22 protein-coding genes are annotated in these 23,063 nt (G+C 58.9%); 16 read left to right on the forward strand and 6 right to left on the reverse strand.

Annotated features, from left to right (window positions below; translation table 11 throughout):
• Positions 1–96: 96 nt before the first annotated feature.
• Entirely contained in the window at positions 97–315 is a 219-nt protein-coding gene (gene csrA, locus K8U03_15065) for a carbon storage regulator CsrA (GenBank protein MCE9606214.1), read from the reverse strand.
• Positions 316–1,107: 792 nt separating this feature from the next.
• Between csrA and K8U03_15070 the strand changes: the two genes are divergently transcribed.
• The 13 genes from K8U03_15070 (at position 1,108) to K8U03_15130 (ending at position 15,055) form a co-directional block, all read left to right on the forward strand.
• Positions 1,108–1,641, forward strand: a complete 534-nt coding sequence (locus K8U03_15070) for an NADH-quinone oxidoreductase subunit I (GenBank protein MCE9606215.1) — start codon at positions 1,108–1,110, stop codon at positions 1,639–1,641.
• A 45-nt stretch (positions 1,642–1,686) separates the two neighbouring features.
• Positions 1,687–2,148: a DUF2203 domain-containing protein gene (locus K8U03_15075; protein MCE9606216.1), complete on the forward strand. Its 462-nt coding sequence runs from the start codon at positions 1,687–1,689 to the stop codon at positions 2,146–2,148.
• Between the two features lie 306 nt (positions 2,149–2,454).
• Positions 2,455–3,099, forward strand: a complete 645-nt coding sequence (locus K8U03_15080) for an NADH-quinone oxidoreductase subunit A (protein MCE9606217.1) — start codon at positions 2,455–2,457, stop codon at positions 3,097–3,099.
• 90 nt (positions 3,100–3,189) lie between these two features.
• Positions 3,190–3,720, forward strand: a complete 531-nt coding sequence (locus K8U03_15085; GenBank protein MCE9606218.1) for an NADH-quinone oxidoreductase subunit C — start codon at positions 3,190–3,192, stop codon at positions 3,718–3,720.
• 57 nt (positions 3,721–3,777) lie between these two features.
• Positions 3,778–4,983 (forward strand): NADH-quinone oxidoreductase subunit D, encoded by a 1,206-nt coding sequence (locus K8U03_15090; GenBank protein ID MCE9606219.1) that lies wholly within the window; start codon positions 3,778–3,780, stop codon positions 4,981–4,983.
• 145 nt (positions 4,984–5,128) lie between these two features.
• Complete coding sequence (nuoH, locus tag K8U03_15095; protein MCE9606220.1) at positions 5,129–6,358, forward strand: NADH-quinone oxidoreductase subunit NuoH; 1,230 nt, start codon at positions 5,129–5,131, stop codon at positions 6,356–6,358.
• A gap of 100 nt (positions 6,359–6,458) precedes the next feature.
• Positions 6,459–6,944: an NADH-quinone oxidoreductase subunit J gene (locus tag K8U03_15100; GenBank protein ID MCE9606221.1), complete on the forward strand. Its 486-nt coding sequence runs from the start codon at positions 6,459–6,461 to the stop codon at positions 6,942–6,944.
• 89 nt (positions 6,945–7,033) lie between these two features.
• The gene (nuoK, locus tag K8U03_15105) at positions 7,034–7,378 is read left to right on the forward strand and encodes an NADH-quinone oxidoreductase subunit NuoK (protein ID MCE9606222.1); all 345 of its coding nucleotides are present in this window, start codon (positions 7,034–7,036) and stop codon (positions 7,376–7,378) included.
• 481 nt (positions 7,379–7,859) lie between these two features.
• Complete coding sequence (nuoL, locus tag K8U03_15110; protein ID MCE9606223.1) at positions 7,860–10,013, forward strand: NADH-quinone oxidoreductase subunit L; 2,154 nt, start codon at positions 7,860–7,862, stop codon at positions 10,011–10,013.
• Between the two features lie 89 nt (positions 10,014–10,102).
• Positions 10,103–11,905 (forward strand): NADH-quinone oxidoreductase subunit M, encoded by a 1,803-nt coding sequence (locus tag K8U03_15115; protein ID MCE9606224.1) that lies wholly within the window; start codon positions 10,103–10,105, stop codon positions 11,903–11,905.
• Between the two features lie 51 nt (positions 11,906–11,956).
• A complete protein-coding gene (locus K8U03_15120; protein ID MCE9606225.1) occupies positions 11,957–13,711 on the forward strand; it encodes an NADH-quinone oxidoreductase subunit N in 1,755 nt (584 codons plus the stop codon).
• A 91-nt stretch (positions 13,712–13,802) separates the two neighbouring features.
• Entirely contained in the window at positions 13,803–14,240 is a 438-nt protein-coding gene (locus tag K8U03_15125) for a hypothetical protein (GenBank protein ID MCE9606226.1), read from the forward strand.
• A gap of 44 nt (positions 14,241–14,284) precedes the next feature.
• Positions 14,285–15,055: a TatD family hydrolase gene (locus K8U03_15130; protein MCE9606227.1), complete on the forward strand. Its 771-nt coding sequence runs from the start codon at positions 14,285–14,287 to the stop codon at positions 15,053–15,055.
• A 24-nt stretch (positions 15,056–15,079) separates the two neighbouring features.
• On the opposite strand, the gene K8U03_15135 is transcribed toward K8U03_15130, so the two are convergent.
• The 4 genes from K8U03_15135 to K8U03_15150 form a co-directional block, all read right to left on the reverse strand.
• Positions 15,080–17,374: an ABC transporter permease gene (locus tag K8U03_15135; GenBank protein MCE9606228.1), complete on the reverse strand. Its 2,295-nt coding sequence runs from the start codon at positions 17,372–17,374 to the stop codon at positions 15,080–15,082.
• Positions 17,371–18,186 carry an ATP-binding cassette domain-containing protein gene (locus K8U03_15140; GenBank protein MCE9606229.1) on the reverse strand — a complete coding sequence of 272 codons (816 nt, stop codon included), beginning with the start codon at positions 18,184–18,186 and terminating at the stop codon, positions 17,371–17,373. Before K8U03_15140 ends, K8U03_15135 begins: the two co-directional genes overlap by 4 nt.
• Positions 18,187–18,349: 163 nt before the next feature.
• Complete coding sequence (gene mqnC, locus K8U03_15145) at positions 18,350–19,456, reverse strand: dehypoxanthine futalosine cyclase (GenBank protein ID MCE9606230.1); 1,107 nt, start codon at positions 19,454–19,456, stop codon at positions 18,350–18,352.
• The gene (locus tag K8U03_15150; GenBank protein MCE9606231.1) at positions 19,428–20,234 is read right to left on the reverse strand and encodes a menaquinone biosynthesis protein; all 807 of its coding nucleotides are present in this window, start codon (positions 20,232–20,234) and stop codon (positions 19,428–19,430) included. The genes mqnC and K8U03_15150 overlap by 29 nt, the downstream gene beginning before the upstream one ends.
• Positions 20,235–20,561: 327 nt before the next feature.
• On the opposite strand from K8U03_15150, the gene K8U03_15155 reads away from it, so the two are divergent.
• The gene (locus K8U03_15155) at positions 20,562–21,290 is read left to right on the forward strand and encodes a peptidylprolyl isomerase (protein MCE9606232.1); all 729 of its coding nucleotides are present in this window, start codon (positions 20,562–20,564) and stop codon (positions 21,288–21,290) included.
• A gap of 7 nt (positions 21,291–21,297) precedes the next feature.
• Here K8U03_15155 and K8U03_15160 read toward each other — a convergent pair whose 3' ends face one another.
• The gene (locus tag K8U03_15160; protein ID MCE9606233.1) at positions 21,298–22,002 is read right to left on the reverse strand and encodes a hypothetical protein; all 705 of its coding nucleotides are present in this window, start codon (positions 22,000–22,002) and stop codon (positions 21,298–21,300) included.
• 126 nt (positions 22,003–22,128) lie between these two features.
• Here K8U03_15160 and K8U03_15165 point away from each other — a divergent pair, with 126 nt between their 5' ends.
• Both K8U03_15165 and K8U03_15170 read left to right on the forward strand, forming a co-directional pair.
• Positions 22,129–22,431, forward strand: a complete 303-nt coding sequence (locus K8U03_15165; GenBank protein ID MCE9606234.1) for a hypothetical protein — start codon at positions 22,129–22,131, stop codon at positions 22,429–22,431.
• Positions 22,432–22,745: 314 nt separating this feature from the next.
• Positions 22,746–23,042: a hypothetical protein gene (locus K8U03_15170; protein MCE9606235.1), complete on the forward strand. Its 297-nt coding sequence runs from the start codon at positions 22,746–22,748 to the stop codon at positions 23,040–23,042.
• Positions 23,043–23,063 lie beyond the last annotated feature (21 nt).

Here is a 23,063-nt window from a genome sequence, read left to right on the forward strand (position 1 = left end):
GAAGATTCGGGACCGCGGCTCAAATGAGAAATGTTCGGAGTAGAGATCAATTCTCGTGCCGACTCAAATCGCAGAGTTCGCCAAGCCGCGAAGAAGCTACTTCGCTTCTTCGTCCTTCAACGCTCCGGCGTCCGCCGTGGATTCGGAGGCGTTGGCGCGTTGGATCGCGTCGTAGACCTCGCGGCGATGGACGGGAACTTCCTTCGGCGCTTCCACGCCGAGGCGCACCTTGTCACCACGAATCTCCACCACGACGATCGTGATGTCGTTGTTGATGACGATGCTTTCGTTCTTCTTTCGAGATAGCACCAACATAGTTGTCTTCCTTCGTCGTTCGTCTCCGGCTTCCGGTAAGGCTTACTTGCACTAACCTTGAGTAAACGCCGTGTGGTTATTTCAACGGCGAGAAATCCGGCGACAACGGACTCGTTCCCGACCGCAGGGTCGGGCCCAAGTAGCAGGCCAATCCTTCAATGTCACTCTACGCGCAAGTTAGTATGAGTCAAGCTACTAGGGCGACGGGAGTCGTTTTTAGCGGGGTTTTTCGACGAACCCCCTCTTACAGGCTTCTGAAATCCACCAGACTGCCAAGTTTCTTGTTTTCGTTCAATACGGTTTGGTCGAGGCTTAACGTCTTCCGGCAGAAGTGTTTACTCTACATGCGCGGATGAAAGGGATGTGTGGATTAAATCGACATGAATATGTCGCCGTTTTATGCGCCAAACGTGGGGGTGTCGTCGATGAAGGCCGATGCGCGAGTGTCGTCAATCGGATAAGTGCGTCGTTGTGACGGAACTCGATGGTCCGGTCGGTTGCTCGGCTCCGGTATTGCGTCGCTCTGGTCGGCCGTCGTATTCGGCATTCATCATTCGCAGTAGAAGTCACGTGCCGACGACCCAAGGTTCGCCGTGCGATCGGCGCTTCCTTACGATTTTTCAAGTTCGAAGATCTTGGTGGGCCGCCATTGCCGCAGGCGAAAACGGAGAATGCAAATCGCCGCTTGCGAGCGGAAGGAGCCTGCCTATAATTCAGCGGCTAGTCCGTCGCGCATTCGCGCTTCGTCGTGCAAGCCGCGTCTTGCAGGGAAACGATTGCAAGGAAAAGTGCATGCGTCAGTGGTTTCGAGACGTCTTCGACGCCGTATTCACCGTAGCTCAAGGGCTATGGATTACGATGCGGTATTGGGTTAATTCGTACGACCCGGCGCGTAAGACTTTCACCGAGCACTTCGAATATCCCGAGCTTCCGGTGCCGGTGGCGCCACGCTATCGGGGCTTTCATCGCTACGATCTCACGACCTGCATCTCTTGCGATCAATGTGCGAAGGCGTGCCCGGTCGATTGCATTTATATCGGTAAAGAGCGGGTCGAAGGAGGCAAGGGCTTCCAAATCACCGGCTTCACGATCGACTATTCGAAGTGCATGTTCTGCGCCTTGTGCGTCGAGCCGTGTCCGGTCGATTGCATCTTCATGGGTGCCACGCACGACTTGAGTTGCTACAGTCGCGATGGCTGCATCGTCGACTTCTCTCGCTTGCCGACCGAAGTAGCCTGGGGACGTGCCACGTTGAATCCAACGGCCGTAGCCCAATCGAAGGTAATCGAATCGCCTGTTCACGGCGGCCCGAACCAAGTCAGCTAGCGAAGCCAAGTCAGCGAGCGAACTCCTGCCGCGAAAGTTGCCGCCATGTCGACAAATCGATCCGAGTCGCTTGGCCCCGCGGCGGAACGAAAGCTGTTTACGATCGATGGCGCAAACGCCGCGCTACCGTTGGTGCGAGCGATCGTGCAAGACGTGGTAGCCCTATCGCACGAGATGGTCGATCGCCGCGAACGCTTGATTTCGCTCCGTTCAGGCCGAACGAGCGAGCGGCAAGACGTGTACTCCGAGGAATTGGCCCACGTCGAGGAAGAACTCGAGCGCAGTAGAGCTAGGCTCTACGAATATGCCGATGAGCTGCGTGCGCTAGGCGTGGAATTGAAAGATGGCCTGATCGGGCTCGTCGATTTTCCTTCCCTCCATGAAGACCGAGTCGTGTACTTGTGCTGGAAGTTGGACGAGCCGGAAGTCGCCTACTGGCACGAACTCGATTCCGGCTTCTCCGGCCGCCGCTCGTTGGCCGACTTCGCTGCGGCCGATCATAACTAAGTCGGTCTTGCCGAGTCGCCCATTGGGCCGTTGTCGAATGGGCCGTTTCGACTGGCGCGAACCGCACGATTACACGTTCGTAAGTTCGATCGGGCAAGCCTGCGCGATCGATCGTATTCGGCGAGCGTCCGCGGTTTTCGAGCGGCGTTTCTCCGACCTCGCCGGCTTGCAAACGGCCCGGTCTCTTCTACAATGCCCGGATTGTTATTTTCGTCCGGTGCCGGCATCGCCCGACCGGCGCATGTCTGATCGCTTCACGTTCCGTTCGTTCCCGGCAATCCCGACTCGTTTCCGAAACGGCAAGTTATGTCACCGACTCTCGTCGCCGCTTACTTGGCATTGTTTTTCGCGATCGGGGCGATGTTCCTGTTCACGAACTTGCTGATCGGCCGATTTCTACGACCCAAGAATCCGAACGAAGAGAAGCTTTCCGTATATGAATGCGGCGAGCCGACGATCGGGTCGAGCTTCGTGCAGTTCGATCTCCGCTTCTATGTGATCGCGTTGTTGTTCATCATCTTCGATGTGGAAGTCGCATTCTTCTTTCCTTGGGCCGCGGCATTCGGCAAGTCGACGCATCTCACCGATCCGAAGTTCGCAGTCGTTTCCAATGTTTCGGAAACGGACTCCAGCGTGAAAGTTCCGGTTCACTTGACACCGAAGGCCGCGCAAGTTCAGCGCGAGCTCGGTGTAGCGAATCCTACGGTGCCGGACTCGGCCGCGAGTGTCGCCAAGAACGAAGAGGTGGTTCGCGGGAGCGCCGCGTTGCTCGCGAAGACCTCGATCGGGGATATTCTCGTCTTCTTCGCCGTGCTCATGGTCGGCTTCGCTTACGTTTGGAGTCGCGGCGACTTGGATTGGGTTCGCGCACTTCAAGACGATCATGCGCAAACGGCGCAGCTGCGCGCGGTCGGAGTCGACGAAGGGGCCGATTCGGTGTTGGCGGGCTGATTGGTCGAGTCGGATGGATGCGAAGTTCAAGCGAGGTCGGTTGTCGAGCGGTAGCGTTTTAACGTCACTTGTGAAAAAGATCACAATCGTATGGGCCAGCCATTACCCGATCGTCTGAAGAAGAAATTCGGCGATCAAATCACGGTGTCGAGTCCTCCGACGGCGATCGATCCTTGGATCGAAGTCGCGCCTGGGGCGCTGCAGGCCGTCTGCACTTATCTGCGCGACGAAAAGGATTTGGCGTTCAACTACCTGAGCTGCATCTCGGGGGTCGACTACTTCGAGGCCGATGCCAAGAAGGCGGCTAAGGTCGATTGGAAGCCGCACACCGAAGTCGTGTACCACCTCTGGAGCCTGACTCATAAGACCAGTTTGGTGCTCAAGGTAATCCTGCCCCGCTGGAAGAACGACGTTGAAGGAGAGCTTCCCGAGGTGCCGACCGTCTCGGCGATCTGGCCGACCGCCGATTGGCACGAGCGCGAAGTCTACGACTTGAGCGGCGTCCGCTTCCTCGGCCACCCGAACATGCGGCGCATCCTCTGTCCGGAAGACTGGGAAGGTTACCCGCTCAGAAAAGACTATGAGATGCCGCTCGAGTATCACGGGATTCGCGGAAAATAAGACGGAAGTTTGAGGCCAACGGGCAGCCGACAACTGACACCGAACAACTGACGAAACATGGCAACTGAAATAGACGATCCGCGGATCATTGAATTCGATGTCCGTACCGACGAGATGCTCGTCAACATGGGCCCGCAACATCCGAGCACGCACGGCGTGTTGCGTTTGGTGTTGCGCACCGATGGTGAAATCGTTTCGGAAGTGACGCCGCATATCGGCTATCTGCATCGTTGCGCGGAGAAGATCGGCGAGAACCTCACGCCCCGCCAGTGGATTCCGTATACCGACCGGATGGACTATCTGGCCGGCATGAACATGAATCTCGGCTGGGCGCTGACGGTCGAAAAGCTGCTCAAGCTCGAATTGCCGGAGAAGGCGAAGCACCTGCGCGTCATCATCAGCGAGATGGGGCGCATCGCGAGCCATCTCGTCGGCATGGGGGCATATGGTCTCGATCTCGGCTCTTTCAGCCCGTTTTTGTATGCGTTTCGCGAGCGCGAGAAGATTCTCGATCTGTTCGAGAAAGCCTGCGGCGCGCGGTTGACCTACAGCTACCTCACGGTCGGCGGCGCCACGCACGACCTGCCGCGCGGCTGGCTGCAAGAGTGCGATGCATTTCTCGATCAGCTCTTGCCGATCATCGTCGAATACCACGCTCTGCTCACGACGAACTCGATCTTCGTCAGCCGGACGGCGAACATCGGTATCATGTCGCCCGAGATGGCGATCGCCTACGGCACCAGCGGGCCGGTGCTGCGCGGCAGCGGCGTCGATTGGGATCTGCGTCGCGACGGTGAAGACCGCTACACGGAAATGTACGACGGCTACGCTTTCGAGGTCATCGTCTCGAAGAACGGCAAGTATCCGAACGACCAGAAATATCCCGACGTCCCCGAATCGGCCGTCCTCGGCGATTGTTGGCATCGGTTCTATGTCCGGATGCTCGAAGTCATGCAATCGATCGACCTCGTGCGCCAAGCGATCGCGCGCTACAGCAAGGCGTCGGGCACGCACGGCCTGCCGGTCAAGCTGAACGAGAAGCTTCCTAAGGGGGAAGTTTACTTGGAGACGGAAGCGCCCCGCGGCCAAATGGGCTTCTACCTCGTCAGCGACGGTTCGTCGATTCCGTGGCGAGCTCGGGCTCGCAGCAGTTGCTTTTGCAATCTTTCGGTCACGCATGAACTTTGTCGCGGTTGCTTGATCGCCGACGTGCCGGCGATCGTCGGTTCGCTCGATATCGTGATGGGGGAAATCGATCGATAATCGCGTCGACGACGCAGTTTTACGGTTTGGGAAAATCAAGTTCGGGTACTTGTGTACTAGCAGCGCCGTGTGCCATATTTCTTGCTCTTATCACCTTCGTCGGACGGCTCGAAAGCGCTCCCGAAACGCGGTTTAGGAACCTCTCGTGGCTGAATATCTTTCGCAGTATCTCTGGACATGGGTGGCATATTTAGTCACCGGTCTCATCCACTGCGCGCTGTTGATTCAAGTCGGAGCGGTCGGGGCGTTGGTCTTCATTTGGGCCGAGCGGAAAGTCTCGGGCCGGATTCAAGATCGTCTCGGCCCGACGCGCGTCGGCGGCAAGTTCGGTTGGCTGCAGAGCTTGGCCGACGGCGTCAAGCTGATCACGAAAGAAGACTTGTGTCCGGACGGTGCCGACACCGTGCTGTTTCGCGTCGCGCCGTATATCAGCTTTTGCGCGTCGTTCGCCGCCTTGATGGCCTTGCCGTTCAGCGACGGTTGGGTCGCGATTCCGATCAATACCGGCGTGTTCTTTATCCTCGCCGTCATCGGTTTGGAAGTGTTCGGCGTGATCCTCGGCGGCTATTCTTCGGCGTCGAAGTGGTCGTTGTTCGGTGCGATGCGTGAAGCGGCCCAGGTCGTGAGCTATGAAGTGCCGCTCGGCATGTGCGTCGTCGTGCCGGTGATGATCGCCGGCTCGATGGATCTCGTGCAGATCGGCAACATGCAGCAAGGGTGGTTCACCAACTGGTTGATGTTCCACGACCCTTTCACGTTCATCACGTTTTGGGTTTACTTCACCTGCGCATTAGCCAGCGTGAATCGCGCTCCGTTCGACTTGGCCGAAGCAGAAAGCGAGTTGGTCGCCGGTTTCCATACGGAATACTCCGGCCTTCGCTGGAGCTACTTCTTCATGGCCGAATACGGCTCGATGTTCGCCGTGAGCGGCTTGGCGACGATCCTGTTCTGCGGCGGCTGGAACGGCCCGATTCCGGTCGTCGACGTGCTGAAGTCGACCTTCGGCATCACGCACGAGAGTGCTCCGTTCTTGAACTACGCGGGCAACTTCATCGGGATGCTCAACTTCATCCTCAAGTCGTCGCTGTTCGTGATCGTGATGATTTGGGTTCGTTGGACGTTGCCGCGTTTGCGAATCGATCAGGTTATGAAGATGTGCTTGAAGTATTGCGTGCCGATCGCGGCCGTGATGTTCCTCGGTGCGACGTTGTGGACCTACAGCTTCCCGGGCGGCGTGGTCCTTCCGGTCACGTATGGCAACTACTACAGCGAGCCGAAGACTGCCGCACCTGCCGTTCACGTCGAGAAGCCGCATGCCGCCGACCCGCATGCCAAGACTGCGTCCCTAGATTCTCATGTAGTGAAAGGAAGCTAGGGTGGAATCGATCAACTGGCATTCGTTTTTCTTTTTGCTCTTCGCGCTGGTCGCCGTGGCGTTTGCCCTGGCGGTCGTCGTGTCGAGCAACGTCGTGCGAATGGCCTTCTATCTGATTATCTCGCTCGGCTCGACCGCCGGATTGTTCTTTCTGGCCGGAGCCGATTTCGTCGGTGCGATGCAATTGATGATCTATGTCGGCGGCACGCTCGTGTTGCTCGTGTTCGGCGTGATGCTTACGGCGCAAGGTCCGTTCGTGAGCATGAAGACGTCGAGCGGCGATTGGATCTTGGCGGCGCTCGTCGGCGGTTGCTTGCTCGCGATGCTCGTGCCCGCGGCTTTCAGCGTGGCATCGTGGCGCGGCGGGGATACGAAACACGTCGTCGCTCCGGCGACTTCGACGCCGATCGGAATGGGATTGCTTGGCGTTCGGGTCGACAAGCTCGATGCCGATCGCGCCCCGCAACTCAAAGCGGGCATGAGCAGTTATCTGTTGCCGTTCGAAATCGTCTCGATGCATTTGCTGGTCGTGCTTGTGGGTGCGGCCTACTTGGCCCGCACGAAGCGCCGGCGAGCGGCGGCATGATTCCGGTCGCCTATGGGCTGGAGGTTAGTGGTCTTGGGGAAGAGTTCGTTTCGGTTGGGTTGTGTGTCGGTTGAGAAGTTGAGTCGCTTATGAATCTGCTAACGGATCCGATCGGCGTTTCGCACTACATGGTCGTCGGCGCGATGATGTTCGCGGCCGGTGTCGTTTGCATGTCGATCAAGCGCAATGCGCTCGGCGTGCTGATGGGGATCGAGCTGGTGCTGAACGGCGCGAACATCAACTTCGTCGCCTTGGGAAGTAAGTTCTTGCAAAAAGATCAGGCCCATTCGCTCGGTCTCGACGGCCACTTCATCGCGCTCTTCGTGATCGTGCTCGCGGCGGCGGAAGCGGCCGTGGCACTCGCGATCACTTTGAATTTCTACAACAACCACTCCACGATCGATGTCGATCGGGGCGACGAACTGAGCGGTTAGGTCGGCGGCTTCTTGGTGCGATTCCGTTGCGTTTGAAATAGTACAGTTAGGCGAAGTTCGTATGGAACCGGATATCTTAATACCGAAGTTGCTGTGCATCGCCTGGCTGTTGCCGTTGGCGTCGTTCACGGTGATCTTGTTCTTCGGTCCTCGGCTCGGAAAGCACGGCTACCTGGCGTCGTATGTCGCCACTGGGGCGATTCTCGGTTCGTTTGCGTTGTCGTTCGTCTCGTTCGTCTCTTGGATCGGCAACGAAGGAACCGCTTCGCCGTTAGGCCATCATGCCGAGGCGCACGCTTCGCTCGAAGGCGCCTCGCAAACTGCCGAAGGCTCCGGTCCTTTCAGCTTGGCCGCGTTCACGATGGCCCATGACCACGCCGGCGATCATGCGCACGACGACCACGGCTCGGCGCACCCGCTCCATAAGCCGACCGCCTTCACCGGCACATGGTATACGCTCGCGAATTTCGGCACCTTGCCGATGACGATCAGCTACTACGTCGACGCGCTTACGGTCTGCATGTTCACGATGGTGACGTTGATCGCTTCGTGCATCCATTTCTACGCCGCCGGCTACATGCACGACGAACTGCACGACATCACGGATCATGAAGTGATCGTGACGAAAGGTCGCTCGCACGCCCACGGCCATGCGCACGGCGGCGAAGCTCCGCACGACGAAGACGCTCACGCACCGAAGTCGGTTGCGTCGGCGCACTCCGATGAAAAGTCGCACGGCCACGCCGACGTCGATCACCCGCACCTGCCGAAAGATAAGGAATATCTTACTCGGCCGGGCCGGTTTCACCGGTTCTTTCAGTATCTCTCGCTGTTCTGCTTCAGCATGCTCGGGCTCGTCATCGCCGGCAACATCGCGATGGTGTTCGTCTTCTGGGAGTTGGTCGGCGTTTGCTCTTATTTCCTCATTGGTTTCTACATCGAGCGCAAGAGTGCCTCGAACGCCGCGAATAAGGCGTTCATCGTCAATCGCGTCGGCGACTTCGGCATGATCATCGGCCTGATGGCTCTCTGGGGAAGCATGGGCACGTTCGCGTTCGGCGATGTCGACGGCAAGCAAGGTTTGTTCTCGCAAGTACGCAGCGAAGCCCACGGCTACGCTCTGCAAACACCGGACGGCATGGTGAAGCAAGCAGCAAGCGACGAAATCGCGCGGGGTGTCGAGCCGACTGCGAAGCAGATCGAGAAGTGGCGCAGCGAGAAGTACGGCTACGGGTTGCTCGTCGTCGCGGGCTTAGGAATCTTCTGTGGCTGCGTCGGCAAGAGCGCGCAATTTCCGCTGCACGTCTGGTTGCCCGACGCGATGGAAGGCCCGACGCCCGTCTCGGCCCTCGTGCATTCGGCGACGATGGTTGCCGCGGGCGTCTATTTGGTCGGGCGGTTCTATCCGATGTTCACGCCCGAGGTGTTGCTCGTCATTGCTTATATCGGCGCAATCACGCTCGTCATCGCCGCCACGATCGCCATCACGGCTTCCGACATCAAACGGGTGTTGGCTTATTCGACCGTCAGCCAACTCGGCTACATGATGCTCGCCTTGGGGGTCGGTGGTTGGGCGGCCGGGTTGTTCCACCTCATCACGCATGCGTTCTTCAAGAGCCTCCTCTTCATGTGTTCCGGCTCGGTGATTCACGCCTGCCACACGAACGACATGTTCCGCATGGGGGGCCTGCGCAAGAAGATGCCTTGGACCGCCTACACGATGCTCGTCGGCTGCTTGGCGATCATCGGAGCCGGCGTGCCGTTCGTGCTCGGCTTTAGCGGTTACTACTCGAAAGATTCGATCATCGCGCAAGCCTTGTCGTTCTGGAATCACAACCCTCGACACGGCGGCATCTTGTTCGCCGCGGCAGCCGGTGGGGCTGCGATGACGGCGTTCTATATGTTCCGGCTTTGGTACCTGACGTTCTCCGGCACCCCGCGCGATCGCCATGTCTACGATCATGCCCATGAGTCGCCGAAGATCATGTACGTGCCGCTGGTGATTCTGTCGGTCTTCGCCGTGGCGATCGGCTGGCCGACGCTGGTGCCGTTCGTCGATCTTTCGGTGAACAACATGCTCGAGCAGGCCCGACCGATCGGCGAGCTCGGCACGGGCGTCTTCATGCCGGACTTGGTTTATCCTCACGAGCATGAGAGCCATGCGACCGGCATCCACATCACGGCGACCCTCACGGCGTTCTCGACCGCACTTTCCGGCTTCTTGCTGGCGACCCTCTTCTACGGCCTGCGCAAGCTTGATGCCGCCGAAGTTCGCAAGCAGTTCAGCCCGATCTACGGCCTGCTGATTCACAAGTGGTGGTTCGACGAGCTGTACGAGTTCGTATTCATCAAACCGGTTCATTTCGTAGCCGGCTTGGTTTCCAAATTCGACAAAAACATCATCGACGTATTCATCAACAAGCTGGCCGCCGGAACGAAAGCGATCGCGAAGGTCGACGACCTAATCGATCGCCACTTTGTCGACGGCTTGGTGAACGTCGTCGGTAATTGGACCTATTCGACCGGCCGGTCGTTGAAGGTCGTGCAGACGGGTAAGCTGCGACACTACGTGATGTTCATCGTCATCGGCACGGTCGCGCTGACGGTCGTCATGCAGTGGGCCTTCGCTGCGTAACGATCACGCCGCAAAAGTAATGATGCCGCCGGACAAGACTCTCGGTAACTCAAAGAACACAGAACTATCTCGGAACAGACGAGTTTGACATGAATTCGGACGCCGCTCTCCTCAGCCTTGTCGTCTTTCTGCCCACGCTCGGCGCTTTGCTGCTCGCGTTCTTCCCGAAGGACAAACCGGAAGCGACGAAGCTGGCCGCGCTCGCCGTGACGGCGGCCGTGTTCCTGCTGACGCTTTATATGTTTCTCAACGGCTCACCGAACCATTACAAGGTCGGTGAAGCGCAACTGCAAAACGCGTTTTCCCTCGATTGGATCCCGTCGTTCAACATCTACTACATGATGGGCATGGACGGTATCAGCTTCACGCTCGTCGTGCTGACCTCGTTTCTCAGCATGCTCTCGATGGCCGCGAGTTGGCCGATCAATAAGCATGTCAAAGCGTATTGCATCCTGTTTCTCTTGCTCGAAACCGGCATGCTCGGCGTCTTCCTCGCCTTAGACTTCTTCCTGTTCTACGTGTTCTGGGAAGTCATGCTGCTGCCGATGTACTTCCTCATCGGCGTGTGGGGCGGGCCGCGGCGCGAATACGCGGCGATCAAGTTCTTCCTCTATACGTTGCTCGGCAGCGTGCTGATGCTCATCGCCATCTTGATGCTCTACTTCAACAGCGACGTGCGTAAGCTCACCGACCCGCAACTCACGGCGACGTACGTCGTCGCGGAAGGGGCCGACTCGGCGAAGCAAATCGAAGCTTTGCGTGCCAAGCCCGATCCGGTCCACACGTTCAACATCGTGGCGTTGACGCAACTCGGCCAAACGACGGCTCAATTCGATCGCGAAGTGTTGTTCGGCAAGTCGATCCAGTGGTGGTCGTTCGTGTTGTTGTTCATCGGTTTTGCCGTGAAAGTGCCGACGGTTCCGTTGCACACTTGGTTGCCCGACGCGCACGTCGAAGCTCCGACGCCGATCTCGATGATCCTGGCCGGCGTGCTGCTGAAGATGGGTGGCTACGGCATCATTCGCATCTGCTATCCGATTTGCCCCGACGCCGGCTACGACCTCGCTTGGCTCGTCTGTACGATCGGCGTGGTGAGTATGGTTTACGGTGCGTTCGCCGCGCTTGCTCAGAAAGACTTCAAGCGGTTGGTCGCGTATAGCTCGGTGAGCCATATGGGCTACGTCGTGCTCGGGCTCGGCGTGTGGAGCATGTCGGCCGGCAATAATTACAACCCCAACTATATGGCTCAGGGTTGGAACGGCGCGATGTTCCAAATGATCGCCCACGGCATCAGCTCGGCCGGCATGTTCTTTATGGTCGGCGTGGTTTACGATCGGGTCCATCACCGCAATCTCGACGAATTCGGCGGGCTCTTCGCGCGGATGCCCGTCTATAGCGGCATGGCCTATGTCATGTTCTTCGCCGGCCTCGGGTTGCCGGGCCTGTGCGGTTTCTGGGGCGAAGTGTGGGTCACGCTCAGCGCTTGGAACTACAGCCACACGCTCGCGATCATTTCCGCCGCGACCGTGATCCTCACGGCTGGGTACATTCTCTGGACCTTGCAGCGCGTTTACCTCGGGCCGGAATACAAGGGCCCGCACGGCGACCATCTGCATGATGTCGATGCTCGCGAACTGGCGATCGGAATCCCCTTGATCGTGTTTGCGATCTTCTTCGGCGTGAACCCGAACTTCGTCGTGCGATCGATGGAGCCGACCATCTCGCAAGACGTGCAGCAATTGGCCGATTGGACGGAGAAAGTTAAAACGCCGCGGCTCAAAGCCGAGGCGATCGCCAAGCAGAAGCTCGAAGAGAAGGCCGCGGTCGAGCCGGTAAAAGCCGCCGGCGTCGCCGCGCCCGTTGCTCCTGTCGAACGGCTCTCCGCCAAGTAACCTTATTCCACCGGCTTTTCCGCACGACCGAGCCGACCTACGAAACGACCGATGAACGCAAATCTCTACACACTGTTAGACGCCTTTCGCTACGACTTGCTGAAAGTCTCGCTGCCGTCGTTCGGCCCAGAGTTGGCGATCTGCGCAACGATCGTGTTGATGCTGCTCGTTCGGATGCCGGGCTTCGGCCGTAAGGTCAACTCTTTCTGGATCGCGCTGCCGGGCTGCTTGATCGCGTTGTGGCTCGCGGCTCCTTGGGCTCATCTCGATGCCGGGTACATGAAGGCCCACGACGTCGCCGGGCAAGCGGGCAAGCAGATCTTCGACGGCTTGCTGATCTACGACGGTCTCACCGTCTACTTCCGCACGATCTTGCTGGTCTTCGCCGTGTTGTTTCTCGTCTTTACGAAGCTCTCGGGCATTCCCGATCGCGAAGACAGTCCCGACTTTTATACGCTCGTGCTCGGTGGCTTGCTCGGCATGTGCGTGATGGCTTCGGCCAATCATTTGCTCACCGTGTTCCTGGGCGTCGAGATGGCGAGCGTGCCGTCTTATGCGTTGGCGGGCATTCTCAAAGGCCGGCGCAAGTCGGGCGAAGCGGCGATCAAATACGCGGTGTATGGTGCCGGAGCCGCCGGCGTGATGCTCTACGGAATCAGCCTGTTGGCCGGTGCGCTCGGCACCGTCCACATGCCGACGATGGCCGCGCAACTTGCGGCGTTGTCGCCCGAGGCTTTCGCCGATCGTCGCACGGTCTTGATTCTCGGCTCGCTGATGGTCACGGTCGGACTGGCGTTCAAGCTGTCGGCTGTGCCGTTCCACTTTTGGGCTCCCGACGTTTTCGAAGGGGCTTGTGCCGAGGTCAACGCATTTCTCTCCGTCGCCTCGAAGGCCGCCGCCTTGGCATTGTTGATTCGCGTGGCGATCGGACTTACGCACGTACCTGCTACGCATGCCCCGCCTGTCATCGCCGCCGTCGAGCAGGGCCACGCGCAGCTTGAAGAGTCGCTGTCGACTACGCAGCCGTTCCGCCTCGTATCGGCCGCCGATCCGCATCTTCCGCCGGCGAAGAGTTTGACCGTTCAAGATCCAATCGCCGTGAATCATAGTGCCAACCTTTCCGCGGCGCGCAAGTTCGCCGCCGGGCTCGTGGCATTGCTCGCGGCGATTACCTGTACGTTCGGCAACCTCGCGGCTTACGGCCAAACCAATATCAAGCGACTGCTCGCCTACTCCACGATCGCGCATGCCGGCTACATGATGATGCCGATCGCCGCCGCGATCACGATGTCGGCGAAAGACCCCAGCGGTGCCGAGAAGGCGATCGGCGCCCTCGCCTTCTACGTGGCGACTTACGTGTTTATGAATCTCGGGGCGTTCGCGATCGTCGCCTTCTTGCGCAACGCGATCCGCAGCGAAGAAATCGCCGACTACGCCGGGCTCATCAAGCGTTCGCCGGGGCTCGTGATCTGCTTCTCGGCGATCCTGATCAGCCTCGTCGGGCTGCCGCCGCTGGCGGGCTTTCCGGCTAAGCTGCTGGCCTTCGGAGCGCTCACGAACGCCGAAATGTACCTTCTGCTCTTGATCGGCTGCATCAACTCCGCGATCAGCTTGTTCTATTACATCCGCGTCGTGAAGACGATGACGATCGATCCCGAACCGGCCGATCGGGTGCCGGCGAGCTTCTCGATGATTTCTCCCGAAGGTATTTACGTCGCACTTGTGACGATTCCGGTCGTCTTGCTCGGCGTGTGGTGGGAGTCGCTCTACGGTTGGGCTCAAGCTGCGGCAGCGCAACTGCTCTAATCGGTAACGAGGTTCGCTTGATTGCGAGCCTTGTCGTCGTTCTCGTTCGTGTCATCCGTTCGTGTCATCTATTCCGCAAACGAGCCTTGCTATGATCTCGACCTCTCGACGACTCAATCGCTTGCTCGCGATCCATTGTCGCTCGTTGCCGATGTATATGCTCGACGCCGGCTCGTGGCAAAGCGATGCGCCCAAGGAAAACGAGTTCGTGCAAGCGATGCACAACATCGTGATCGGCCAAAAGGAACTCTCGCAACGGATCGCGACCGTGATCATGGATCTCGGCGGCGTCGTGTCGCCGGGTCCATTTCCGATGGAGTTCACCGACATGAACTTCCTCTCGCTCGACTTCATGGTTCGCGAAACGCTTGGGCTCCAGCGACGCGATATCGGCGAGATCGAAGGCATCGTGCGGGGCGTCGGCAACGAACCGGAAGCCAAGGCGATCGCACAAGAAGCCCTGGGTGCGGCGAAGGCCCATCTGGAAACGCTGGAAGCCCTCACGGCTAAGCAGCCCGTTGCGACCTAGGCTCGGCAGCCTGCCATCCTCGCGGAAGTCGAGTTTCACCCGTCGTGATCGACACGCATTGCCATCTCGATCAGACGGAGTTCGACGTCGATCGTGACGAGGTCGTGCGGAGGGCGCAAGCCGCCGGGGTCGAGGCCCTGGTCGCCGTCGCCGTGACGGCCGACAGTAGCGACGCGATCTTGAAGTTCATCGCCGATCGCGCGGGCCTTTTCGCCGCCGTCGGCATTCATCCGAATTATACGCATCAGGCGGTTCCCGGCGATTGGGAGCGGATCGAAGCGCTGGTCGACCGGCCGAAGGTCGTCGGGCTCGGCGAAACGGGGCTCGACAAGCATTGGGACTACGCCCCGTTCCCGCTCCAGCAAGACTACTTCGATCGGCATATTCGCTTGTCGCAGCGAACGGGGCTGCCGTTCATCGTGCATGCGCGCGACTGCGAAGCCGACGTCGTTGCGATGCTGGAAGCGGCCCGCGTCCGTGGTCCGTTGCGAGGGGTGATGCATTCGTTCGCCGGCGAGGCGACGACGGCGGCGCGTTGCTTGGAGCTCGGCATGTACGTCAGCTTCGCGGGCATGGTGACGTTCAAGAAGTCGGAATCACTGCGCACGATCGCAGCGTCGATACCCGACGATCGGCTCTTGGTCGAAACCGATAGCCCATATCTATCGCCGCAACCGTTGCGAGGGAAGCGAAACGAGCCGGCAAACGTCGCGCATACGCTGCGACTCTTGGCCGAAGTGCGAGAAACGACGTTCGAGAAGCTCGATCTGCAAACGACCGTGAACGCGCGGCGGCTGTTCGATCGCTTACGTTAACCGCCAGGGCATCGATCGCCGAGGTCAGACCGCGACATGCTCGCGGTGTTCGCGAATCGCTTCCTGAAGCTCTTCTTCGTAGCTCAACGGGTGCGGCAGCCGCGAGAACCACCGCAAGATTCCTCCGGCGACGACGATGCCCGCCGCGATGATGAGCGGGTGGTACGACAAGCCGGTCTGATCGCTATTGATATCGGCGACCCATTTCCACTGCGGATAGGTCTCGATCTTCGTTCCGACCCACGTCGTAAGGAACAGCACGGAAGCGTTGTGCGTGATGTGAAACACCATGCCGGGGAAGATGCTTCCCGACTGTACGGCAAGGTATCCGATGACGAGCCCCAGCAGCGAGGCATTGATCGCTTGCTGCACGGCCATGCCGTGGCTCATGCCGAAGAAGAGCGCACTGAGAACGATGGCTCGCGTCGGATGCCCGAGCTTGCGAAAGCCCGAGAGAATGAAGCCGCGGAAGGCGAGCTCTTCACAGATCGCCGGCAGGAGGGCGAACGTCGCGAACAGGATATAGGGCGTGCGTGGGTCGTCGTTGTTGAAAAGGCTTTGTAATGCGCCGAGTTTCGCCACCATCTCGGGGTTCATCGGATAGAGCTTGGTCAGGAATTGGCTGACCAGCATCGCCGACGGATATAAGGCGAACGCGAGCAAGATCGCCGCCGGAATGCAAAGCAAATTCGGCTTCGTAAGCAGCAGCGTCTTGCGCGGGCTGCGCGTCGTGATGATCGTCATCAGAGCCATCGGCAGCATCACGACGACGAGCTGCGTCGTGATCGTCGCTTTCACGATGCCCATGAAGTCGGGCGTCACGTCGACGATCTTACCGACGAGGAAGTTCATGAAGAAATAAACGGTGAGAATCAGCACGCCGCACAAGGCAGCGCCGGCCGTGGTCGGCGTGTCTTCGCGATCGCGCAAGAGATGGCGAAACCAAGAGCCGATGCCGCCCCGCTCGCTTTCGCGGAACAGCACGTTTTCGGAATTGAATTGATCGACGGCCCAGCGAATCGCCAACAGGCAGCAGCTTCCCGTCACGGCGACGACCGGTAGCATGTACCGCAGCACTTCCCAATAATGACCTTCGAGCATCATCTTAAGCAGCAGCACCACTCCAGTAACGGGAATGAGGCTCATTCCTAAGTTCAACTCGACGCCCGGCGCCATCGGCAGAATGACGAGCGGCATCGTCACGAGCACGAGCGGCATCAGATAATACTGGCCTTCCTTCGTGCTGCGCGCGAACGATGCCAGTGCGATGCACAACGCGCTGAACATCGCCGACATCGGCAAGAGCGCGAGGAACAACCAAATCGGTGCGAGCGGCGGTGGCGGGCCGAAGGCCATGTGCCCTTCGCCACCGAGCAATCCGCCCAGCACGACGGAGCCGGTCAGGCCCATGCTTAGGATGTTGAGCACGGCCGTGAGCACGCTGAAGAGCATGACCGTCAGGAGTTTCCCCCAGACTATTTCTATGCGCTCGGCAGGGCTGCTCAAGAGCGTTTCGAGCGTCCCTCGTTCTTTTTCACCGGCGCAAAGATCGATCGCCGGATAGAAGGCGCCGGTAAGTGCCCAAATCAGCAGTAGAAACGGTAGGATCTTGCTCCACATCGCCGCGTGGCGCTGATCTTTTTCGGCGACGTCTTGATTGTCGAACTCGAACGGCTTGGCCGTCGTTTCCGGGAGATTGCGGCTAGCGAGATTCTCGCGGCCGATCGCATCGCTCCAACGATCGAGCACTTCGCGCAGCCGGACGAAAGCAAGTTGCGATTTCTCCTTCGAGGTGTTGTAAAACACTTCGGGGCTCGGCACCGTGGGGCGCATGTCGACGGGAAGCTCGCTCTTGCCCGTCGCGTCGGCGGTGCGCAACTGCCGGCGGAAGTCTTGGAGCTTGGCGTTGAAATCGGCCGGAAAGAAGACGGCCGCTTCGTATTCGCCGTCTAAAATCGATTTCTTCGCCGCCGCGGCCGCCGCTTCCTTCGCGTGGGGGTCGCTCCCAGGCTCGGGATCGCGGACTTCGAGCTTCAACAGCCGAACGGTATCGACCGTCGAAAACAACTCATCGGCGAAGTGCAGCGTTCCGTCTTCGTCTTTGCGCAGCAGCTTGGGAAAGTCGGCCGGTTCGTGAAAGCCGAGTACGAGAACCTTCGTCGGTTGCTCGCGCACGAACTGCGTAACCTGAAACAGACTCATTCCCAAGAGCGGATAGAGCAGCAGGGGCAATACGAAGATCATGAACAGCGTGCGACGATCTCGCATCTGATCGCGCACTTCGCGGGCCAGGACTTCGCGAACGATTTTCCACTTCATGGCTTCGCGCTCGCCTCGATTTCGTGGACCGCAACGGCCGTGTCGTCGACCGCGGCCCCTTCTTCGGTCCGTTGTCGTTCGTGGTCGGAAATGAGACGGAAGAAAAGCTCTTCCAAATCATGTTCGCTATGACGATCGCGCAGCTCTTCCAACGTCCCTTCGGCGAGAATGTGTCCCCGATACATGATCGCGATGCGGTTACAGAGCTTCTCCGCCTCACGCATGATGTGTGTGCTGAAGATGACGCATTTGCCTTGCTCGCGCAATTCGGCGACCGTGTTCACCAGCGCTCGGGCGACGAGCACATCGAGGCCCGACGTGGCTTCATCGAAGATCAGCACCGGGGGATCATGCACTAACGCGCGGGCGATCGATACCTTCTGCTTCATGCCGGTCGACATCTTCGCGCCGAGCTGATCGCGAATGTCGTTCATCTTCAAACGGGCGAACAGGTCTTCCATGCGCGAGCGCAGATGCTCGTCGCTCAGACCATAGAGCCGGCCGAAGAACTCAACCATTTCCCAGGCCGTCATCCGATCGTAGATGCCGGTATTGGCCGACATGAAGCCGATCTGATGCCGCACTTGCGACGGCTGCGTGAGGACGTCGCAACCGTTGACGGTCGCGGTGCCGTCGCTCGGCCGGAGCACGGTGCTGATGATGCGCAGCGCCGTCGTCTTGCCGGCGCCGTTCGGGCCGAGCAGGCCGTAGATCTCGCCGGGGAACGCGTCGAAAGAAATGCCTGCGAGCGCGGAGAACTTGCCGCGCTTCACGTCTGCATAAACTTTCGTGAGATTCCGAACGTGAATCATCGCCAAAGGCCGCCGGTGCGAAGGAATCTTGGAACGAAGAGAACGAGGCTCAGCCAACGGTGTCGTTTAAGTTTGCGTCACGCTCGGAGGTAGCGCATAGCCCCTCTAGTCGGAGGACTGCGCGCACTTTCGTGAAACGGATACCTGAATGTAGCTTATTTCGTCAGGCCGTCACGGCGACAACCGGCTCTTCCGGCGCGGCGTCGATCAATTCGTAGCGGACGTTCCGTTGGCGGGGGATATAACCGAGCTCGCTGATCGCTCCTCGAATTTGTTCCAAATTCAAATAATGCACGGTGCCCGCCGAAGCCACGACGTTCTCCTCGATCATGAGGCTGCCCATGTCGTTGGCCCCGAAAAGCAGGGCTAATTGGCCGATTTTCAAACCTTGCGTGACCCAGCTCGATTGGATGTTCGGGAAGTTATCGAGATAAAGCCGCGCAACCGCTTGCGTTTTCAAGTAGTCGAACGAGCCGTGCTTCTTGAGGTGCGCAAGGTCCGTATGTTCCGGTTGAAACGACCAACAGATAAATGCCGTGAAGCCGCCGGTCTCGTCTTGCAATCCGCGTAATCGTTCTAAGTGTTCGATTCGTTCGGCGAGCGTTTCGACATGGCCGAACATCATCGTCGCCGAGCCGAGGCCGCCGAGCAGGTGCCATTGCCGGCAGACCTCGAGCCATTCGTTGGTCATCGCCTTGCCGCGCGTGATTTCCTTGCGGACCCGATCGACGAGAATTTCGCCTCCGCCTCCCGGCAGGCTGCCGAGGCCGGCCGCTTTCAGCCGTTCGAGCACGGTCCGAATCGGCAGCTTCGAGAGCTTATGCAAGGCATAAATCTCGGGGGGCGAGAACGCATGGAGGTTCACTTGCGGAAAGCGTTCTTTAAGCGTTCGTAAAAGGTCTTCGTACCACTCGATCGGCAACTCGGGATTCATGCCCCCTTGCATCAGCACCTGGTCGCCGCCGAGAGCGATCGTCTCTTCGATCTTCTGAAAGATCGTCGGTTTGTCGAGCACATAACCTTCCGGACTCTTCGGCTTGCGGTAGAACGCGCAAAAATCGCAAACCGCACTACAAACGTTCGTGTAGTTGATGTTGCGGTCGATGTTGTAGGTGCGATACGGCTCGGGATGCAGGCGGCGCGTCACGGCATCGGCGGCACGCCCGATCGCCGTGAGCTCACGGCTTTCCAACAGCGCAAGGCCTTCTTCCGGCGACAAGCGTTCGCCGGCCACGGCCTTATCAAGCACCTTCGAAATGGAAGCTACCAACGTCGACTCCCGGTGGAGCGAGATGCATTTCTCTCGCTAACTTTTGAAATAGCGCGAGCCCACGGGCCTCGCGCGATCCCAAGTAAAAATACAGATTATCGCGCAAGTATGCGAGGCATTCGGGCACGGTGAGACCAAGCGCTGGCGCTTCGCGCTCGGCGATCGAAGCGAGATTGGCGATGCCGGCGTCGCGCGAGCGTTCGAGGGCTTTATCGATCCCTTGCAAATCGACGCCGGCCCGAGCGGTCCACATGGCGAATACGAACGGCAGCTCGGCCCAACGACACCACTCGTCGCCGAGATCCCAGATCGTGTGGAACGATCCGGCCGGTGCGTGCATGGCTCGATCGCCGATCAGCAGCACCGCGTCGGCCCGGCTTTGTCCGAGCGAGTCGCCGAGCGGCAGCGGCTCGATCTCGGGCTCGATGCCGTAACGCTGTTTGAGCAGGATCTTCGTCAGGGCGGCGCTGGTACGCGAGCCCTCGTCGAGTGCGAGCGAGCGAATCTTATCCGGTGGGGTGCGGCAATACAGCTTTACGGACAGGACCGGCCCTCGGCAGCCGATGCATGCGTCGGAGACGATCGTATAGGTCGGATCTTGAAAGAACTCGATCGACGGGATCAGTGCAACGTCGAGCGTGCCCGCCGCTAAGGCGTCGGCGAGCTTGCTGGGATAGTCGAGTACGAGCTCGGCATCGGGCGCGAAGCGAGCGAAGTCGTAGATGAGCGGCTTCGTATTGAGATAGCTAACCGCGCCGACGCGGATTTTGGTTGCCATAATAAGTTCGCCGATTTGATCGCAAAGCGCGATTCCCGATCGTGAATCCTTTCACAATGTATTATAGGGCCCTTAGGTAAAGGGAAAAGGGCCTGAGAACGCATCTCCTCACGGTTGGTAACCGCATCCTGAGGTCGAAATTAACCGCCGAATGGGATGATATCTGAATCGGGCTGCGGAAAATCACGGCTTCGACTGAGCTTGCTCGAAATGGCTACTTCTCCGATGATATGCCCGCTAGAAAACCGGTTCGCTTAGATTGTCGGCGCGACGTTTCGTCGCCGGCAATTTTCATAGTTCAGCATGGAATGCTGGAGGAGAGTTAGGATGACTCATGGATTCGTTCGCGGCGCTCTGTTTCTCTCGGCGCTGGTTTGCACGGCGGCCATAGGTTGCAATAAAGCGGCCGAAGAAGCTCCGACGGCTTCGGCGAACGCCGGCGCACCGGCTGCTGCCGAGCCTGCCCCTGCCGGCGGACCTGCGGTTGCGAAAAACGAAGTGAACCACGTCAGCGCTGACGGCGTCCGCACGGTGACGAAGGTCGAGTTGCCGAACCCGGTCATTCTGATGAAGACCTCGCTCGGCGATATCTATCTGAGGCTGAATCAGAAAGCGGCTCCGCGAACCGTTTCGAATTTCGTCGATTACGTGATCACGCGGCATTACGACGGCACGATCTTCCACCAAATCAACGGTGGTTACGTCGTGCTCGGCGGCACGTTCGACGAAAAGTTGAAGCCGAAAACGGTACGATATCCGATCCCGAACGAAGCGGCGAACGGCTTGAAGAACAAACGGGGCACGATCGCGATGTCGCGTAATCCCGCCGACCCGAACAGCGCGACTTCGCAGTTCTTCATCAACCTATCCGACAACCCGAAGCTCGATCGAGCGGGCGACAAGCCGGAAGACGCCGGTTTTTGCGTATTTGGTGAAGTCGTCGAAGGGCTCGATGTGCTGGAGAAGATCGCGCAAGTTCAAACTGCGTCCGTGAAAGGCTTCGAGAAGCTTCCGGTGCAGACGGTCTCGGTGCAGACGATGAAGCTGATGCGCTAGTCGCGTTCTAACGGCTACCGGTGCCGGTGCGTTGCGCACCGGCTTGGCGGGCGAGCGCCGACTTATGGAGTTGCGCCAAAGCCAGCGTCAATTGCTTCTCGTCATAGATCTTTCCGGTCGGCTTCTCGAAGTTTCCTTTGCCGTCTTGCGAGAGCATACGGCTTAAGTCGTGGCCACCTGGGCTGTTCGCCATATATTGCAACAGTTTGTGGCCGTCGGGACCGATGACGAGCCGTTCGATCGTACTCCGGCCTTGCGGGAGTTGCGAAAGCCGATCGAGCTTGTCGTAGCCGAGCGGTAGGGCTTGGATGTTACGCGAGAATTGCTTGCCGAGTTTGCTCGATAGCTGTTGCGCGAGGAAGCTCTTGTCGTCGAGCGTTTGCTTCAGCAACGTTTCTCGATCGCCGGCTTCCAGTTGCCAGCCGGTCTTGCGCTCCAATGTTTTGAGCGCCTCTTCGACCTTGCCGCGGGTCAGAAAGTCGCCGCTGCGATAGTCTCGTTGGTAAGAGAAATGCTCTTGGATCGCAGCGTGGATGTCGATCGTACGGGGCACGGAGGCCGTTTGCGCGGCTTCGAGCTTGCTCGCCGAACCGACGAGGCCGACGAAGGTGCCGAGCCCGATGGCAAAGATCGATCGAAAGATCCGAATTGCTCGCAACATGATGCGCACCTGGAAGTGAATCCAACGGAAACCGGCAAGTTTGCCGCTCAAGTAACCGTACCTTGATTGTTTCGGCTTTTTTGCATCGTCGGGTGCAAGCGACTCGAATTCGAGTAAGCTAGCGATCGTCCGCCGTTCCGGTCGTACCGCTTTTTCCAGATAACGAGCCCCGCGCCGATGTCGATCCTTGTCCATGCCGTCGATCGACCGAGCCTCGCACCGTTCGAGATGCCCGACCGTTTCCGTACGGAAGTCGCGTATTTTATGAGCCTTCCCGGCGAACCGGGCGTGCCGGAGTTGAAGCCGGGGGAGTATTGGATTTCGCCGGCAAGTGCCAAGACATGGCTTGAGGAAGGGATCTTCAGTCTCGTCTCGCCGCTCGATAGCGCCAGCCGTGCCGAGATCGAACTGAGCGAAGCTCAAGAGTCGTGGCTGGAATGGATGGTTGCCTCGGGCGTCGATCGTATTCGCCTCGGCTGACGGAATCGTTAACGGCGTGATTCCGCCAACTTGTCGTGCTCACGGCTCATGATGGGCTACGGCATTTTGTCGTGTTGAGCGCCAAGAGCGAACCTCGTACAACGATTTGCCTCTTATTTAGCACCAAACGCATGTACGAACCGTACATCGCCCGGCGGCTTTGTAAGGGAAATTGCTATCATGCAAGGCAGATTAAATTCTGCATATTTTCCCCGTAACCACACGGAAAACATTGAAATTTCGGATCGAGAATGGTTAGGATAAAAACGGCACAAATGCCGACGTTCAGTACGCAGGTGGAAGGAATTACCGACATGGCTAACACGACTTATTACGTTCAAGAGTGCCCGACATGCGGGCGAAAACTCAACGTGCGCGTCGAATATCTCGGCCGTAAAGTCGTTTGCCAACACTGTCGAGCCCCGTTCCTCGCCTGGGATCCCGAAGGGGCTCCGACTCAAGAATCGTCCCTGTCCGGTACCCGACTCTTAGACCGCGCACAAGAGCTGATCGAGCAAGCCGAAGCGAAGATCGCGGAGTCGCGCATCATCCGCGCACGGATCGATCCCGATAGCGCGAAGGCTCGCGAAAAGACGAACGCCGTGACCTAACGCCGCCACGAAATCGCCGAT

This window comes from Planctomycetia bacterium (genome assembly GCA_021413845.1).
GTDB lineage: Bacteria > Planctomycetota > Planctomycetia > Pirellulales > PNKZ01 > PNKZ01.